General features: G+C 73.2%; 19 protein-coding genes. 9 read left to right on the top strand and 10 right to left on the bottom strand.

The features are described 5' to 3' along the window. Positions 1–4 precede the first annotated feature (4 nt). Both AB0F56_RS15365 and AB0F56_RS15360 read right to left on the bottom strand, forming a co-directional pair. Positions 5–322 (bottom strand): cupin, encoded by a 318-nt coding sequence (locus AB0F56_RS15365; protein WP_362008930.1) that lies wholly within the window; start codon positions 320–322, stop codon positions 5–7. Further along, positions 319–1,608, bottom strand: coding sequence for an MFS transporter (locus tag AB0F56_RS15360; RefSeq protein ID WP_362008927.1), 1,290 nt, complete (start codon positions 1,606–1,608; stop codon positions 319–321). The genes AB0F56_RS15365 and AB0F56_RS15360 overlap by 4 nt, the downstream gene beginning before the upstream one ends. Positions 1,609–1,699: 91 nt before the next feature. Here AB0F56_RS15360 and AB0F56_RS15355 point away from each other — a divergent pair, with 91 nt between their 5' ends. After that, complete coding sequence (locus AB0F56_RS15355; protein WP_362008924.1) at positions 1,700–2,614, top strand: LysR family transcriptional regulator; 915 nt, start codon at positions 1,700–1,702, stop codon at positions 2,612–2,614. Here the strand turns inward: AB0F56_RS15355 and AB0F56_RS15350 are convergent. Continuing rightward, a complete protein-coding gene (locus AB0F56_RS15350) occupies positions 2,611–3,894 on the bottom strand; it encodes an amidohydrolase (protein WP_362008921.1) in 1,284 nt (427 codons plus the stop codon). The genes AB0F56_RS15355 and AB0F56_RS15350 overlap by 4 nt on opposite strands. A gap of 124 nt (positions 3,895–4,018) precedes the next feature. Between AB0F56_RS15350 and AB0F56_RS15345 the strand changes: the two genes are divergently transcribed. The 3 genes from AB0F56_RS15345 to AB0F56_RS15335 all read left to right on the top strand — a co-directional run bounded on the left by AB0F56_RS15345 (position 4,019) and on the right by AB0F56_RS15335 (position 5,445). Next, on the top strand, positions 4,019–4,360 hold the full coding sequence (locus AB0F56_RS15345) for a DUF5713 family protein (protein WP_362008918.1): 342 nt from the start codon (positions 4,019–4,021) through the stop codon (positions 4,358–4,360). Positions 4,361–4,550: 190 nt separating this feature from the next. Continuing rightward, positions 4,551–5,141 carry an RNA polymerase sigma factor gene (locus AB0F56_RS15340; RefSeq protein ID WP_362008915.1) on the top strand — a complete coding sequence of 197 codons (591 nt, stop codon included), beginning with the start codon at positions 4,551–4,553 and terminating at the stop codon, positions 5,139–5,141. Further along, positions 5,113–5,445, top strand: a complete 333-nt coding sequence (locus tag AB0F56_RS15335; protein WP_362008913.1) for a hypothetical protein — start codon at positions 5,113–5,115, stop codon at positions 5,443–5,445. The genes AB0F56_RS15340 and AB0F56_RS15335 overlap by 29 nt, the downstream gene beginning before the upstream one ends. 67 nt (positions 5,446–5,512) lie before the next feature. Here the strand turns inward: AB0F56_RS15335 and AB0F56_RS15330 are convergent, their stop codons facing one another. The 3 genes from AB0F56_RS15330 to AB0F56_RS15320 all read right to left on the bottom strand — a co-directional run bounded on the left by AB0F56_RS15330 (position 5,513) and on the right by AB0F56_RS15320 (position 8,469). Beyond that, entirely contained in the window at positions 5,513–7,162 is a 1,650-nt protein-coding gene (locus AB0F56_RS15330; protein WP_362008911.1) for an acyl-CoA dehydrogenase family protein, read from the bottom strand. After that, a complete protein-coding gene (locus AB0F56_RS15325) occupies positions 7,146–7,763 on the bottom strand; it encodes a TetR/AcrR family transcriptional regulator (protein WP_362008908.1) in 618 nt (205 codons plus the stop codon). Before AB0F56_RS15325 ends, AB0F56_RS15330 begins: the two co-directional genes overlap by 17 nt. 121 nt (positions 7,764–7,884) lie before the next feature. Further along, entirely contained in the window at positions 7,885–8,469 is a 585-nt protein-coding gene (locus tag AB0F56_RS15320) for a TMEM165/GDT1 family protein (protein ID WP_362008905.1), read from the bottom strand. Positions 8,470–8,769: 300 nt separating this feature from the next. Here AB0F56_RS15320 and AB0F56_RS15315 point away from each other — a divergent pair, with 300 nt between their 5' ends. From AB0F56_RS15315 to AB0F56_RS15305, 3 genes are read left to right on the top strand one after another with little or no spacing between them, the layout of a single operon-like run. Then, the gene (locus AB0F56_RS15315) at positions 8,770–9,414 is read left to right on the top strand and encodes a TetR/AcrR family transcriptional regulator (RefSeq protein WP_362008903.1); all 645 of its coding nucleotides are present in this window, start codon (positions 8,770–8,772) and stop codon (positions 9,412–9,414) included. 14 nt (positions 9,415–9,428) lie between these two features. Then, a complete protein-coding gene (locus AB0F56_RS15310) occupies positions 9,429–10,916 on the top strand; it encodes an MFS transporter (protein WP_362008900.1) in 1,488 nt (495 codons plus the stop codon). Between the two features lie 58 nt (positions 10,917–10,974). Beyond that, positions 10,975–12,078, top strand: a complete 1,104-nt coding sequence (locus tag AB0F56_RS15305; RefSeq protein ID WP_362008897.1) for a PP2C family protein-serine/threonine phosphatase — start codon at positions 10,975–10,977, stop codon at positions 12,076–12,078. A gap of 36 nt (positions 12,079–12,114) precedes the next feature. Here AB0F56_RS15305 and AB0F56_RS15300 read toward each other — a convergent pair whose 3' ends face one another. Both AB0F56_RS15300 and AB0F56_RS15295 read right to left on the bottom strand, forming a co-directional pair. After that, the gene (locus AB0F56_RS15300) at positions 12,115–12,945 is read right to left on the bottom strand and encodes a hypothetical protein (RefSeq protein WP_362008895.1); all 831 of its coding nucleotides are present in this window, start codon (positions 12,943–12,945) and stop codon (positions 12,115–12,117) included. Between the two features lie 357 nt (positions 12,946–13,302). Further along, complete coding sequence (locus AB0F56_RS15295) at positions 13,303–13,725, bottom strand: cupin domain-containing protein (RefSeq protein ID WP_362008892.1); 423 nt, start codon at positions 13,723–13,725, stop codon at positions 13,303–13,305. A gap of 52 nt (positions 13,726–13,777) precedes the next feature. On the opposite strand from AB0F56_RS15295, the gene AB0F56_RS15290 reads away from it, so the two are divergent. After that, positions 13,778–14,836 carry a helix-turn-helix domain-containing protein gene (locus AB0F56_RS15290; protein ID WP_362008890.1) on the top strand — a complete coding sequence of 353 codons (1,059 nt, stop codon included), beginning with the start codon at positions 13,778–13,780 and terminating at the stop codon, positions 14,834–14,836. A 4-nt stretch (positions 14,837–14,840) separates the two neighbouring features. Here the strand turns inward: AB0F56_RS15290 and AB0F56_RS15285 are convergent, their stop codons facing one another. Then, the gene (locus tag AB0F56_RS15285; protein ID WP_362008887.1) at positions 14,841–15,425 is read right to left on the bottom strand and encodes a nucleosidase; all 585 of its coding nucleotides are present in this window, start codon (positions 15,423–15,425) and stop codon (positions 14,841–14,843) included. A gap of 79 nt (positions 15,426–15,504) precedes the next feature. On the opposite strand from AB0F56_RS15285, the gene AB0F56_RS15280 reads away from it, so the two are divergent. Further along, positions 15,505–15,708, top strand: coding sequence for a cold-shock protein (locus AB0F56_RS15280; protein ID WP_362008885.1), 204 nt, complete (start codon positions 15,505–15,507; stop codon positions 15,706–15,708). Between the two features lie 24 nt (positions 15,709–15,732). On the opposite strand, the gene AB0F56_RS15275 is transcribed toward AB0F56_RS15280, so the two are convergent. Beyond that, positions 15,733–16,101 carry a hypothetical protein gene (locus AB0F56_RS15275; protein WP_362008882.1) on the bottom strand — a complete coding sequence of 123 codons (369 nt, stop codon included), beginning with the start codon at positions 16,099–16,101 and terminating at the stop codon, positions 15,733–15,735. Between the last annotated feature and the right edge of the window lie 39 nt (positions 16,102–16,140).

The raw sequence follows: 16,140 nt of genomic DNA, 5'->3' as shown, positions 1-16,140 counted from the left end.
CGGCTCAGTCGTTGACGGCGGTCAGCAGGACGACCGCGTCCTCCACGGCGAGGAGGCCGTGCCGCTCCTTGGGGATCATCTTCAGCTCGCCCGCCGACAACTCGTCGGACCATCCCGCGGTCGTCAGCTTCACCCGTCCCCGCAGCACCATCAGGCTCGCCGCCGGGGGCGCGTTGTGCTCGTCGAGCGCGGTTCCGGCCAGGAGCGCGATCACGCTCTGCCGGAGCACCCCGTCGTGCATCACCACCTGGGCGCTCCGGCCGTGCGGGGCGCTGCGCGCGGCGGCCAGATGCTCGTCGGCGAGGTCTGCGAGATCCTTCATCGTCTCTCCCTGCGGGGTACGCGGGTCCGATTCCCAGCCTCGCGCCTGTCCCGCGCGCCGCAACTCGGAGCCGCCGTCCGCCGCGCTGCCGCCACCACCAGTGCGGCCAGGGCCGTGAACCCGACTGACGCGAGGACCGTCGCCGTCCAGCCGTAGGCCCCGTACAGCCACGCCGCCGTGAGCGAGCCGAGTGCCCCGCCGCCGAAGGTGAACAGCATGAAGACCGTGTTCACGCGGGCCGCGATCCGCGCATCCAGTTCGAAGATCCGCGCCTGGTTCGTCACCTGGGCCACGCTCGTGCCAAGGACCAGCAGATTGGCCCCCACCACCAGCGCCACCAGCTCGTACGCACCGAGACAGACGACGGCGAACGCTGCGGCCAGGCAGAGCAGCGCACCGGCGCGGACCGGCCCCGTTCCGCAGCGGTCGGCCAGCCGTCCCGCGTACGCCGACAGCAGCGCCCCGGGCAGGCTCAGCACCCCGAAGAGACCCGCCACGCCAGGACCGAGAGCGAGGCCGTCGGAGGCCAGATGGAAGGCGAGGGTCGCCCAGAAGACGCTGAAGGCGGCGAAGACCGCGGCCCCGGTCAGCGCCGACTCGCGTACCTCCCGATGCTCGGCGAACAGCCGCGGAAGGCTCGCGAGGAGCCTTCGGTACGGCAGCCGGTCCCCGGTCGTGCCGAGGCGCTCCGGCAGGGCGCGCGGGACGAACCACAGCAGGGCCGCTGTCGCGGCCGCGGCCAGCACGTAGGCCGTACGCCAGCTCCCGCCGGCGTCGGAGGCCACGCCGGAGACGGTACGGGAGAGGGTCGAGCCCAGGGTGAGGCCGAGCCCGACGAGCCCGACGACCCGGCCACGCCGGCCGGGCCCCGCGAGCGCCGCCGCCACGGGGGTGAGGATCTGCGGCAGGACCGTCGTGGTGGAGACCGCCAGGGTCGCGAGCGCGAGGGTGAGGACGTTGGGCGACGCCGCGGCGACGAGCAGCCCGCCGCTGGTCAGGGCGAGCAGCACGGTGGTCAGCCGGCGGAGCCGGGCGGTGTCCGCGAGCGGTACGAGGAACAGGATGCCGAGCGCGTAGCCGAGCTGCGCGGCGGAGGCGACGAGCCCCGCCGTGTGCGGCGAGACCCGCAGCCCCCTGGCGATCGCGTCGAGCAGCGGCTGCGGGAAGTAGAGGTTGGCCACGGTGACGGCGCCCGCCACCGCGATGACGAGGACGTCGGTGCGGGTGAGGCGGCGGGGCTCGGGCCGTGGGGCCTTCGGTGGCCGGCGGCCGGTCAGCAGATCCATGCCCCTCACCCTCCTGCCCGCCGAACCGCCCCATCAAGGTGCGACAATGCAATCGGCGTTTAGCAGGGCTCAACGATGAGGGAGGTGTCAGGTGCTCGAACGGTACGAAATGGAGACGTTTCTGACGCTTGCCGAGGAGCTGCACTTCGGCCGCACGGCCGAGCGGCTCGGCGTCTCCACCGGCCGGATCAGCCAGACCGTCAAGAAGCTGGAACGCAGGGTCGGGACACCGCTGTTCGAGCGCACCAGCCGCCGTGTCCTGCTGACCCCGGTGGGCCGCCGCCTCTACGACGAACTCCTCCCCGCCCACCGTCAGATCCTTGCCGCCCTCGAACGGGCCACGGCGGCCGGACGGGGTGTGCGGGGCACTCTCCGCGTGGGCTTCGGCACCCCTTGGGACGGCGAACTGCTCAGCGCCGCCGCCGACAAGCTCCTCGCCGGCCACCCCGGCTGCGAGGTCACCGTGCGCGAGGTACCGCTCGACGCCGGCTTCCGGCCGCTCCTCGACGGCGCGCTCGACGTCCAGTTGACGGTGTTCCCCGCCCGCGAACCCGGACTCACGGCCGGACCGGTCCTCGCCGAGGAACCCCGAGTCCTGCTCGTACCCGCCGGCCACGCCCTCGCCCGCCGGGACTCCGTCGGCCTCGAGGACCTCGCGGGCGTCCCCATGGTCACCACGGCGGGCGCCCACCCCGGCCACTGGCTGGACGCCCACTACCCCCGGCGCACCCCCTCCGGTGCCGCCATCCCGCGCGGGCCCGTCGCCTCCACCTGGCAGGAGGTCCTCTCCCACGTGAGCGCCGGACGCGGCGTCTCGCCCGGCGCGGCACGCGGAGCCGCGTACCACCCGCGCCCCGGCATCGCCTACGTACCGCTGCGGGACGCCCCACCCCTCGCGTACGGACTCGTCTGGCCGACGGCCGCCGAGAACGCGCTCCTCCGCGCCTTCGCCGCCCAGGTCGCGACGGTCGCCGCGGCGCGGGGCCGGGATTCCCAAGGTCCCTAGATGGTCGCGCTGCCCGTCAGATGGTCGTACGCCATGTGCGCGTGCAGCCGGACGCCGGTGACGAGGGTGTCGTCGTCCGCGTAGAAGTGCGGATTGTGGTTGGTGACCAGGCCTCGGCCTCCCGGTACGGGGACCGGGTGGCCGTCCGCGTCCAGTGCGGCGTCCTGGACGCCCAGCATCACGTACAGGCCGCCGAAGCGGGCGATGAACTCGGACACGTCGTCGTACCCGAGCGTCGCCCCGGTCTCCACCGTCCGCTCCTCACCGACCACCCGCCGGATCGTCGGGAGGCCCGCCGCGACCCACTCGGCGCTGTTGTGCACGGGCGGGACCGGCTGCAGGTACTCGACCGCGGCCGAGGCGTTGTACGCCGCCGCCGAGTGTTCCGCCAGGGTGGCCAGTCGGCGCTTGACCTCCGCCATGTCCGACTCGACCGCGCAGCGGATCGTGCCCCACAGAGTGACGGTCTGGCCGACGATGTTGAAGCGTCCGACGTCCTCGATGTGGCCGATGGAGACCGTGATCGGGTCGAACGCGGAGACCTGGCGGTACAGCTGCCCGATGCCCGTCAGGATCGCGCCGACGGCCGGCATGGGGTCGACGCCCTGCCACGGCGTGGAGCCGTGCGTCTGCTTGCCGGTGACGACGATCCGTACCAGCGTGGAGGCGCCGTACTGGTTGCCCACCCGGTAGCCCACGTACCCCTTGGGGTACGGCGTGACATGCATCCCGAACGCCATCGTCGGCACCGGATCCGCGCACGCGCCCTCGTCGAGCATCGCCCGCGCCCCGCCCCGCTCGGTGACCGGAGGCCCCTCCTCGGCGGGCTGGAAAACGAACAGCACGGTCCCTGGCAGCCGTTCGCGTACCCCCGCGAGCACGGTCGCCGCGCCCATGAGCATGGCGGTGTGGCAGTCGTGTCCGCACGCGTGCGAGACGGGGAACGGGCCACCGGGGTAGTCGGCGTCGACGACCCGGGAGGCGAAGCCCTCACCGCACCGGTCCTCGACGGGCAGCGCGTCGATGTCCGCCCGCAGTGCCATCACGCGCCCGCCCGGCACACCGCCCCGCAGCACACCCACCACACCGTGCCCGGCGATCCCGGTACGGACCTCGTCCAGGCCCAGGGACCGGAGGTGATCCGCGATCAGACGGGCGGTCCCGGCCTCGCGGTTGGACAGCTCGGGGTGCTGGTGCAGATGCCGCCGCCAGGCGACGACCTGAGGGGCCGTCTTCTCGGCGAGCCGGTCCAGTTCCCGGTGGATCGGATCGGTGCTCAAGTGCCACCCCTCGTCGTCGTCGGACCGTCCCCTCCAGAGTGCCAGCCCGACCTCGTTCCAGGGGCGTTGTCAGTGGCGTGCTGCACGATGGACACGTCCGGTGATCACCAGGGGAAGGGCCAGGATGAGGATCACGAACGAGCAGGTGACGGGGTACGCGTTTCTCAAGGCGCTGTACGAGGACGGGTACTACCCGGACCACGTGGTCGACAAGGGGCGGGCGATCCTGCTGCGGCTCTGCGGGCGGATCGAGGCGGAGCGTCCGGCCGACCTGACCGCGCTGTACGCGCTCACGGAGGTGGCCACCGAGGAGTTCAACGCCCTGGAGGCGGACTTCGACGAGGCCGGGAGCGAGATCGAGACCGTCGCCCGGGAGGAGATCGCCGAGAACTTCTGGTTCGTCGCCACGGCCTACGGCTTCGCCGACGCCGACGTGGAGGAGCTGATAGCCGCCCGCGAGTGGTGACGGGCGGCCGCGTCGACAATTCCCGGCGCGGACCGAATCCTTTCCGGGGGGCAGCGCCTCCTATACACGTGCCGACAGACGTCGGGACGTGACGAGGAGGTCTTCATGATCACAGGTATCGCCATCGCCGTCGGAGTCGTGCTGCTCTGCACGTGCAGCTACGTCGCCCTCCGCAAGTGGAAGCAAGCCCGTGGCTGACCCGACCTGGCCCGGTGAACAGTTGATCGTCGCCGCCCAGCGCGGCGACGTCGACTCGCTCACCGCGTTGGTCTCGGGCGCGCACCCGAACGTGCGACGGTTCGCCCGCTCGCTCTGCGCCACTCCCGAGGACGCCGAGGACGCGGCGCAGGAAGCCCTGATCATCCTCTATCGGAAGATCGGGATGCTTCGGGCGTCCGGTGCGCTGGCGTCGTGGATGTTCCGGATCGTCCGCAACGAATGCCTGCGGCGCGCACGGGCGATGCGGGCACCCGCTCCACTGCCGGACGTCGCCGTGCGTTCGGCCGAGGACGTGGTGCTGCAGCGCTTGGAGGCGGGCAGGGTGGCGGCCGCCGTCGCCGCGCTCCCGGCCGACCAGCGCCACGTGCTGATCATGCGGGACATCCAGGGTTACAGCGGACGCATGACCGCGGACGCGCTCGGCCTCAGCACCGCCGCGATGAAGTCGCGACTGCACCGTGCCCGTACCGCTGTTCAGCGCTCGCTCCGTGCCGCAACCGACCCCACACCCGAACCCTCGCCCGGAGGCATCCATGAAGACGACCAGTGCCGGCGGCCCTGATTTCGCGAGTGCGTCCCTGCCCCGCCACCTGGTCCGGGGCGTACTCGGCTTCGGCGGTATCGTCGGCGCCTTCGCGCTCCTTCCGGTCGTCGGCCCGGTCAGTCTGCTGCTCCTGCCGGTCGGCGTACTGGCCCTGCGCGGCTGCCCGATGTGCTGGACCATCGGCCTGATCCAGACCGTCTCGCGGGGCCGCCTGCAGCGCTCCTGCGAGGACGGGGTGTGCAGCCTGACCCGCGCGGATCGGGACGACCATACGGATCGGGACCATGAGGAGCGTCTCCGGACCGCATCGATATCGCGGTAGGTGTCTGCCGTGGCTCGGAGAAGCCACGGCAGACACCTACCGTCCGTCCGCCGCGTCGGACCGGTGCTCAGGCCGGCTGCGGGGTGGCGCGGCTGATGATCGATGCCGTGTCCAGGCCGGGAGGCAGGGTGCCGAACGCGATGCCCCAGTCGCTGTCCAGGCGCGAGGCGCAGAAGGCGTCGGCCACCGCCGGGTGGCCGTGCCGGACGAGCAGCGAGCCCTGGAGGACCAGGGCCATGCGCTCGACGAGGCGCCGCGCGCGGTACTGCAGGGCCGCCGGGTCGTCGCCGAGGTCGCCGACGTCCTTCCGCAGCCGGGCCGTCGCCGCGTCGAGCCGGTGGTCGGCGCCCGAGGCGCGGTCGACCTCCGCGAAGAACGCCTCGACCGCCTGAGGCTGCCGCCCCATCGCGCGCAGCACGTCGAGCGCGGCCACGTTGCCCGAGCCCTCCCAGATCGAGGGCAGCGGGGACTCGCGGTAGAGCCGGGGGAGGCCCGAGTCCTCCACGTAGCCGTTGCCGCCCAGACACTCCAGCGCCTCGGCCGCGTGCGCGGGAGCCCGCTTGCACACCCAGTACTTGGTCACCGCGAGCCCGATCCGGCGCAGCAGCTCCTCGTCCGCGTCACCCGCAGCCGCCCGGTCCACGGCGCCTGCGAGCCGCAGGCCCGCGATCGTCGCCGCCTCCGCCTCCACCGCCAGGTCGGCCAGGACGTTGGTCATCAGCGGCTGGTCGATCAGCCGCGCCCCGAACGCGCTGCGGTGCGTGGCGTGGTGCACCGCCTGGACGAGACCCTGCCGCATCCCGGACGCCGAACTGACCGCGCAGTCCAGCCGGGTCATGTTGACCATCCGGATGATGGTCGCCACCCCGCGGCCCTCCTCGCCGACGAGGCGGCCCAGCGCGCCCTCGTACTCGATCTCGGAGGAGGCGTTGGAACGGTTGCCGAGCTTGTCCTTAAGGCGCTGCAACCGGATCGCGTTGCGCGTGCCGTCGGGTAGCACCCGGGGCACGAGGAAGCAGGAAAGGCCCCCCGGAGCCTGGGCCAGTGTGAGGAAGACGTCCGACATGGGCGCCGACGTGAACCACTTGTGGCCGGTGAGCGCGTAGAAGCCGTCCTCGCCCGTCGGCACCGCACGCGTCGTGTTCGCGCGGACGTCCGAGCCGCCCTGCTTCTCGGTCATCGACATCCCGGCGATGATGCCGGCCTTCGACGTCGGCTCGCGCAGCCCGAAGTCGTAGACGGGGGAGGAGAGGAGCGGTTCGTACACCTCGGCGAGACCGGGCTCCGCGCGCAGGGCGGGCACCGCCGCGTACGTCATCGAGATCGGGCACAGGTGCCCGGGATCGGCCTGCCCCCACACGAACACCTTCGCCGCCCGCGCCACGTGCGCGCCCGGTCGCTCGTCGAGCCACGGCGCCCCGTGCAGCCCGTGCCGTACGGCGACGGTCATCAGCTCGTGCCAGTACGGGTGGAACTCGACCTCGTCGACGCGGTGGCCGTACCGGTCGTGCGTGTGAAGGACCGGGGAGTGCCGCTCGGCAAGGCGCCCCCACTCCTGGGCCTCCTCGCCGCCGGCCCGCACCCCGAGCTCGCGCACCTCGGCCTCGGCCCAGCCCGCGCCCTCGCGGTGCAGCCCCTCCAGGAGGGCCGGGTCGGCCGACACGTCGTAACCGCTCAGCGGCGGGACTTGGTTGGTGACCTCATGCGTGGCCGGCATCGGGAACTCCCAGGGCTCTCAGGGTGAAGGTGACCAGTGCGGGTACGGTCTCGGGCCCGACCGTGCCCTCCGCCAGCGGACCGACGAGCGCCTCCGCGCCCGCCCCGACCAGCGCGGACGCCGTCAGCGAGGCGTCCTGCGGCGGAAGCTCACCGGACCGCACGCCCTCGGCGATCCGCTCGGCGAAGACATCGCGGAACGCCCGCCGGAAGACGAGCCGTTCGGCGTCCACGGCCGGGTCCACCGGCTCGGCAAGGAGGGCGTAGGCGAGCCGGGGGGACTTCAGGGCGCGCAGGGCGAAGGTCTCTATGACCGCGACGACCCGCTCGGCCGCCCCCTCGTGCTCGGGGCGGCCGGCCGCCTCGGCCACGGCGGCCACCTCGCGCGAGACCACGGTGCGGAAGAGCTCCACGGCCAGGTCGGCCTTGCTGGGGAAGTGGTGGTAGACGCTGCCGGTCGCGATCCCGGCGCGCGCGGCGACGGCGGCCATCGTGCAGCCCGCGTACCCGTGCTCGGCGAGCAGCCCGAGCGCCGCGTCGACGACGGTGGCACGCCGGCCGTCGAGCCGGGCCTGGACGGCGGGGGTGCGTCGGTAGGGCATGGAAGAAGTGAAGCAGCGATTCAGTACTTCAACAAGGGTTCGGCGCGGAATGCGCGACGCCCCCGGATCGGGGCGATCCGGGGGCGTCGCACGGGCGGGGCGTCGTGGGTGGTCGGGAGGGTCAGCCGACGAAGATCTCGGTGAGCGACCAGATGGCCAGGGCGGCCATGCACAGGCCGCCGATGCGCTGGACGGTCTTCAGCGGGACGCGCTTGGCGATGAACCGGCCCGCGACGAGCGCGAGGGCGGAGACGCTCATCAGGGCGGCGGCGGAGCCGATCGCCGTGGACCAGGTGCCGTTGGTGGCGGCGAGGTTGGCCGTGGTGATCTGCGTCAGGTCGCCCCACTCGCTGATGAACACGGCCATGAACGCGGTCGAGTAGACCGGCCAGAAGCCGGTCACCGTCCTGCCGCCGGCCTCGTCCGCATCGTCGTCGCCCCCGCCGCGCAGCAGCATGAACGCGCCGAAGCCGAACAGGAGGGCCGAGACGAGCTTGACGATCCAGTCCGGCAGCAGGCCGAGCAGGCTGCCGGCGCCCACGGCGATGGCCACATGCGCGAGGAACGCGGTCGAGGTGCCGAACCAGACGTACAGCGGACGCATGCGCGTGCCCATGGCGAGGGACGCGAACATCGTCTTGTCGGGAAGCTCGGCGAGGAAGATCAGTCCGAAGGCGGTGAGAATCGCCAAGGGATCGAGATGCATGTACCGGGGGCTCTCTGCTCGTTCCGGGCCCGGGATCTGCACGGCACCGCGGTGGGCGACGGGAGAACCACTCGGCCCGGCATGACGGACCACGCCCACGGAACGCGGACATGGCGAATGCCTGGCCGAAGGTCTCGCCCGTCCGCGCTGTTCGCGTGGACCTGGTCACCGGGAGCCCGAGGGCTCCAGTGTGTCGACGACCGGTTCGCAGGGCTACTCCCCTTCGCTGTCGAACAGTGTAGCGGAGAGTCGTATCGATCTACGTAGACACTGTCTACGTCGACCTGGTAGACAGTGTCTATGACTGAGGAGACGCATACGGGGACCCAGGCCGGGGCCGGGGCCGGGGCCGAGTCGGAGGCCGGAGTGCGCGGCCGACTGGTCGAGGCCGGGGTCGAGCTCGTGCACGCGGAAGGCGCGCAGGCGCTGTCCCTCCGGGAGATCGCCCGGCGCGCCGGGGTCTCGCACGGGGCGCCGCGCCGGTACTTCCCGACCCACCTCGACCTGCTGTCGGCCATCGCCCGCGAGGGTTTCGCGGAGCTCGCGGACCGGGTGGCGGCCGTGGTGGGGGAGGAGGCGCGGGAGCCTGCGGGGGCGCGTGCGCAGCTCGACGCCCTCGCCCGGGTCCACCTCGACTTCGCGGAGACCCGGCGCGGGATGTACGAGCTGATGTTCCGGCACGACCTCCTCGAGAGCGGCCGGCTCGGGCTGCGCGAGACGAGCCTGCCGCTCTTCGACCTCCTCGGTCGGCTCGTCGCCCGCGCCCGTCCGGGCGTGGACCCGGAGCCGACCGTCGTCGCGGCCGCCCTCTGGGCGAACCTGCACGGCATCGCCCAGCTCCGGGCCTGGGGGAGCCTCCGGCTCGCCACGCGCACCGACGACATCGAGCCGCTCCTGCGGGCTGTCCTCGACGCGCACCTCGGCCCGGCCGGGGGTGCGCGGTGATACGTCAACGGTGGGTGACCCTCGCCTGCAGCGTCGTGGGCGCGGCCGTCGTGGCCCTCGACGGCACGGTCCTGACGATCGCCCAGCCCACACTCCAGCGCGATCTGGGCGCGGATTTCGGCCAGGTCCAATGGACCAGCACGGGGTATCTCGTCGCGGTGGCGAGCCTCCTCGTCTTCGCGGGCCGGCTGGGCGACGCGTACGGGCACCGACGGCTCTTCGTCCTCGGCACGCTCGGCTTCGCGGCGACCTCGGCCGCGATCGCCCTCGCGCCCGGCATCGGCTGGGTGGTCGCCCTGCGGGTCCTCCAGGGCGTGGCCGGGGCGCTCCTGCAACCGGCCACCCTGGGCATGCTCCGCGCGGCCTTCCCAGCCGACCGCCTGGCCATGCCGATCGCCCTCCGGATGAGCGCGATCGGCCTGGCGGCCGCGGCGGGCCCGCTCGTGGGCGGCGCCCTCGTCACGGCCTACGGCTGGCGCTCGGTCTTCGTCGTGACGGCCGTTCCCGCCCTGGCCATCGCCCTCCTGGCGGCAACCACCCCGGCGGCCGCGCCTGCGAAGGACGAGACCATGCAGGACGAGGCCGCGCAGGCCGAGCCCACGCAGGCCGAGACCGCGAAGAACGAGACCGCGAGCGCCGAGCCCGCGTCGGCCGTCCCGCCGCAGCCGCGAGCGGCGGCCTCGGCCGCCTCTGCGCTCGATCTGCCCGGTGCCGTGCTGCTCGCCGTCACGCTCGCCGGTCTGGTCCATGTGCTCGTCGCCGTCCCGGAGTCGGGCTGGAGCCCGGCTACAGGGCTCGCCCTCTGCGCCGCCGTCGCGGCCGGGGTGGTCCTCGCGCGGCACGAGCGGCGCGCCGCCCGCCCGCTCCTGCCGCCCGCCCTCCTGCGGTCCCGGCCCGTCCTGGCCGGACTCGCCACCCTAGTCGCCTCGTCGTCGGCCCTGTTCGGCGCGCTGTTCGTGGCGACGTACCTGCTCCAGGACGTCCGCGGACTCGACCCGCTCACCAGCGGCCTGTGGGTCCTGCCTCTCGCCGTGCTGATGGTGCTCGGCGCGCCCGCCGCGGCCCTGCTGCAGCGCCGCTTCGGGCCGCGCCGTACGACGGCCGGAGGTGCCGCCCTGCTCGCCCTCGGCGTGCTCCTGTTGTCCCGGCTCGACGCGACCGCGACGGCGGTGCCGACCGGAGTCTGCTTCGCCCTGCTGGGCGCCGGCTTCGGTACGGTCATGGCCACCGCGACCGCCGTCGTCGTGCACCGGGCCCCCGTGGCCGACGCCGGGGTCGCGGGCGGGCTCCAGCAGACCGCCATGAACGTCGGCCCCGCGCTCGGCGTCGCCGCCGCGACCCTGCTGATGACGGTCACCGCGCCCTCGGGTCTCGTCCCCGCGATGGGCACCACGTTCCTGGTCCTGGCGGCCGTCGCGGCCCTCGGCGTCGCCGCGGCGCTCGGGCTGCCCGGACGCGCCGCACCCGCGACCCGCCCGGAGGTGCCCGCGCCCCTGCCCTGACACGCCAGAGGGGCGGCGACACCGAGGTCGCGCAGCCCCGGCCTCGTACGATCACGCAATGACCTCCGGTGATCCACGGGGCCGCCCCATGCGGCGGTCGCGCACGCAGATCAGCATCGGCCGGGCGCTGCCGGTCCTGGTCATGGTCCTGACGGTGCTCGCCGACCTTTTCTCCGAGAACGAGGAGCGCTACGACCGGCTCCTTGCCGCGGCGCCCGCCCTCGCCGCCGTCACCTGGAGCGTCCGGGGGACCGTCGTGATCGGTGTGGTCGCCATGGTGCTCGGCGTGATCCTAGGGACGGCCAGCGGCGACCCCTTGGTCCCCGACATCGCCACGAACGAGTCGGCGCTCGGCGTGGTGACCGTGGTCGCCGCCTGGGTCAGCCGGGCGAGGTCCCGCTACGAGCGGGACCTGCGCGAGGTCACCGCCGTCGCCGAGGTCGTCCAGCGCGTCGTCCTGCGCCCCCTCGCGCCCCGGCTCGGCCCCGTCGACCTCCATCTGCTGTACGTCGCGGCCGCCGCCAAGGCCCGGATCGGCGGCGACTTCTACGAGGCCGTGCAGGTACCCGGAGCCGTACGCCTCATGCTCGGCGACGTCCAGGGCAAGGGGCTCGGCGCCGTGGAGACCGCGTCCGTCCTGCTCGGCTCCTTCCGCGCCGCCGTCAACGACGCCCCCGACCTGCCCGCCCTGGCCGACCGCCTGGAGGAGGGCCTCGTCCGCTACGGCGCCTGGGACCCCGACACTGACGCGGCCGAACGCTTCGCCACCGTCGTCCTCGTCGAGATCCCCGACGACGGGGCCGTGGCCCGCCTCCTCAGCTGCGGCCACCCGGCGTCCCTGCTCCAGCACGGCGACCGGGTGCGGTTCGTTCCGTTCGCCGACCCGTCCCTGCCGATCAACCTCTCCGGCCTCCTCGACTCCCACCACCGCGTCGAGGAGGTTCCTTTCGTGCCGGGGGACCGGCTGCTCCTGTACACCGACGGGGTCAGCGAGGCCCGCGACCGGGCCGGCACCTTCTACCCGCTCGAGGACCGGATGGCCCAGTGGGTGCACGAGCCGGGCGAGCGTGTCCCCGCCCTGCTCCACGCCGAGCTGGACACCTACGGCGACCACGGCCTCGACGACGACGTGGCCGCGATGCTCGTCGTACGCCGCGAGTAGCTCCTAGCGCCAGCTACAGACCACCGGGAACACCCTCTAGTCCGCCGGGACCGACTCGTACAGCACCGTGTGGAAGCGGCCCGCCTCCTCCCGGCCCGTCGGGTCCGCACCGAGTCTCCGTACCGCCTTCACCGCGAAGCGCTGCTCGGCCGGGTCGGTGAAGAGCCGCTGCGGGTAGGTCCGCGAGGGGTCGTGGGCGGTCCGCAGGCCGTGGGTCGCGAGGCAGTCGGCGATCGGCCGGTACGAGACCGTCCGCAGGACGAACGCGCTCACCCGCAGCGGTCGCCCCGCCCACCCGAGGAGCGCGTCGAACGTGCGACGGGTGAGATAGCTGCCGCCGCCGGTCAGCGTGATCAGGCCGACGTCGGCCATCGCGGCACGCAGCCGAGGGCTCGGCTGCACGCCCAGCTCCAGGTTCTCCGCGAACGCGTCGTCCAGGAGCCCGACCGCCCGCGCGTACCGCACGGCGTTGTCCGCGACGTCGAGGCCGATGACCGGGGCCGCGTCCGGCCGGCGCCGTGACGCGTAGAACTCCTTGTCCCGTACGGCGAGTTCCGCCGAGGTCAGCCCGCTCACCACGGGGTCGGTGTAGCGCGCGTACAGCTCGGCCAGTGTGACGTCGTGGTTGAGCAGGGCCGCGTTGATCCCGTACGAGCAGCACAGATCGAGCACCGTTCCGCCGTCCCGCTCGGCCGCCGCGCGCCGGAAGGCGGCCTGGGCCTGCTGCGGTATCTCGTACTCCAGCGGGGCGAGGCGCCGGAAGTACGCCCTCGGGTCGGGCCGGTCGTAGATGTCCTCGAACCGTGTCTTGCTGCCAATGCCCTCCGTGTCCCCCGCGCCGGACCATTCTGTGCCGGACTCGCTCATGCGTCCCGCCTCCCTCCAAGGCCCCAGGTGGGCATCGTGCGCGGACCACGACCCGGCGCTCGCGTCCTCATCGGGGGCGCACAGGCGCACCACCCGCACCGCGGAGCGGCTGCCGGACGGTGCCCATGCCTCAAGGATGGTCCCGGCATCGGCCAAGCGGCGAGGACGGCCGGCGGTCACGCGCGCGTGGGCACACGGGGCCGCCCGTCCGAAACGTGGAAATCCGGGCAAGGCGTGTCGTTGACGCCCGGTTCGGTGCCCCGTGCGCTGTTCCTGCGCTCTCTGGTGGCTCTGTCCGCAATGCGCTTGGCCGGGGCGGCCCTCTGTCGTAGCGGCTCGCAGGGTCCGGCAGGGGACTCATACCTCCAGCGCGTGACCCGTCGTCGCGTCCACGTGCTCGGGTACGGCGTCGTGGCGGTCGCCGACCGTGAGGGTGCCCGTCGGCTCGAAGAGGAGCAGGGATGCGCCGGAGGGGGCGTACGGACGGTGTTCCACGCCCTTGGGGACGGTGAAGGCCGACCCCCGGGGGAGGGACACCGTCCGTTCCGTGCCGTTCTCGCGCAGCGCGATGTGGAGCTCGCCCTCGATCACCAGGAAGAACTCGTCGGTGTGGTCGTGGGCGTGCCACACGTGCTCGCCCGCGACCTTGGCCACGCGGACGTCGTAGTCGTTCACGCGCGTCAGGATGCGCGGGCTCCACAGTTCCTCGAAGGACGCGAACACGGTGGCGAGGGCGATCGGGGCGGGAGAAGCGCTGGTCACAGCGGGGGTCTGGGTCATGCGGCCATCGTGCTCCGCGCCCGCCTCCCCGCGTGAGTGCTAGAAATAGCATATGTCGCAAGGATCCTCGCAGCCCTCGCAACCGTCTTCGCAGCAGTCCGAGCAGCAGCCCTCGCGCCGGAACACGCAACAGACAGCGCACCGCGTCGTCGTCATCGTCGACGCGAACTCCAACCCCTTCGAACTGGGCTGTGCCACCGAGGTCTTCGGCCTGCGCCGCCCCGAACTCGGACGCGACCTGTACGACTTCCGGCTCTGCTCGCCCGAGCCCCGCACGCTCATGCGCGACGGCTTCTTCACCCTCACCGGTGTCGCCGAACTCGACGCGGCCGAGACCGCCGACACGCTGATCGTCCCCAACCGGCCCGACGTCGAGGTGCCCCGCCGCCCCGCCGTGCTCGACGCCGTCCGCCGCGCCCACGCGCGCGGTGCCCGGCTGGTCGGCTTCTGCAGCGGCGCCTTCACCCTGGCCGAGGCAGGCGTGCTCGACGGGCGGCGCGCCACCGCCCACTGGCAGTGGGCCGACGCCTTCCGCGCCCGCTTCCCCGCCGTACGCCTCGAACCGGACGTCCTCTTCGTCGACGACGGCGACATCCTCACCGCCGCGGGCAGCGCGGCCGCCCTCGACCTCGGGCTCCACGTCGTCCGCCGCGACCACGGCGCCGAGGCCGCCAACGCGGTCAGCCGTCGTCTCGTCTTCGCCGCCCACCGGGACGGCGGGCAACGGCAGTTCGTCGAGCGTCCGGTCCCCGAGATCCCCGACGAGTCCCTCGCCCCGCTCCTCGCCTGGGCCCAGGAGCGCCTTGGCTCCCCGCTCACCGTCGCCGACCTCGCGGCCCGGGCGGCGGTCAGCCCGGCGACCCTGCACCGCCGCTTCCGCGCGGAGCTCGGCACCACGCCGCTCGCCTGGCTCACCGGCGAACGGGTGACCCTCGCCTGCCGGCTGATCGAACGCGGCGAGACCCGCTTCGATGTCGTCGCCCGCGCCAGCGGCCTCGGCACGGCGGCCCATCTGCGCGCCCTGATGAACCGCGAGACGGGCCTCTCCCCGTCCGCCTACCGCCGCCGCTTCGGCCCGACGGCGTCACCGACGGTCGGGCCGCGCTCCTGACCCGCTACGAGCGGTACGGAGTGTTCTCCTCCGCCCACCGCGCGAGCGCCCGGGCACACTCCGCGACCGACTCCCGCCAGGTCCTGGCCGCGCCGTCGCCCGCCTCGTCACTCACGTGCTTGACGATCCGGATCGGCACCCCGGCCAGGCCCGCGGCGGTCGCGAGGGCGTAGCCCTCCATGTCGACCAGCGCGGCACGGGCGGCGAGCCGCACCCGGGCCGCCTCGTCCGAGATGAAGGCGTCACCGGTGGCCAGGGTGACGTCACCGCCGTCCGGCAGGACGACCGGGGCGCCGTACGTCTCGCCCGTCAGCGTCGCCAGCAGCTCGCCGTCCAGATCGTGCTGGATCACCGTGCCCACCACGTGCGTTCCCGTCCACCCGGGACGCAGCGCCCCGGCGGTCCCCAGGTTCACGACGCCGGACGGGCGCGGGCCGCGCCCCAGGACGGTGGCCAGCGCCGTCGCCGCGTTGACCTTCCCCATGCCGGCCAGCAGGACCGGCAGATCCGTGTCGAGGAACTGGGCCTCCTCCTTGACGGCGAGGACGAGCAGGGGCCGGTCGGCGGTGATGTCTCCGATGAGTTCCATGGCGGCCACGCTACCCGCCGGGACTTCCCGCCCGTCCCGAGAGACCATGGAGGTGTAGTCAAGAGCCGAGGAGCTCGTCATGGCAACTGGAACAGTGAAGTGGTTCAACGCGGAGAAGGGCTTCGGCTTCATCGAGCAGGACGGCGGAGGCCCGGACGTGTTCGTCCACTACTCGGCCATCGCCAGCACCGGCTACCGCGAACTCGCCGAGGGCCAGAAGGTCGCGTTCGACGTCGTGCAGGGCCCGAAGGGCCCCCAGGCCGAGAACGTCACCCCCAGCTGATCGGCGGGAGCAGTCACCAGCGCCTCACCCCAGCAGGTCCGTGGGGACATGGGGGCGCAGATCATTGAGCGCCCGTTCCGGATCGGGGTCGGAGACGGCCAGCCGACGGAAGGGCGCGTCACCGCGGAGTTCGACGCAGACCACGGGCGTGCCGGGCTTCACCACGGCGAAGTCCCGGCCGTCCGGTAGGACGCGGACGCCCACGCACAGCCGGTCGGGGATCCACAACCCCCGTCCGCGCCGCCCGCGCAGCGCCCGCCACCAGTCCGGTTCGACCCGTACCTCGCGCAGGGCGGACACCGGCACGCGCACGTGCCCGCGGCGCGCGGCGAGCCGCTCGCGCGCGGACAGCCGGACCACGATGTCGTCGCCGTCCACCGTCACCCGCGCCATCACACCTCGCCACCCGTCCCGCCCGTGCCGCTCTTCTCC

Source organism: Streptomyces sp. NPDC026092, assembly GCF_040638605.1.
Lineage (GTDB): Bacteria > Actinomycetota > Actinomycetes > Streptomycetales > Streptomycetaceae > Streptomyces.
This window is presented reverse-complemented; position numbering and strand designations above follow the sequence as displayed.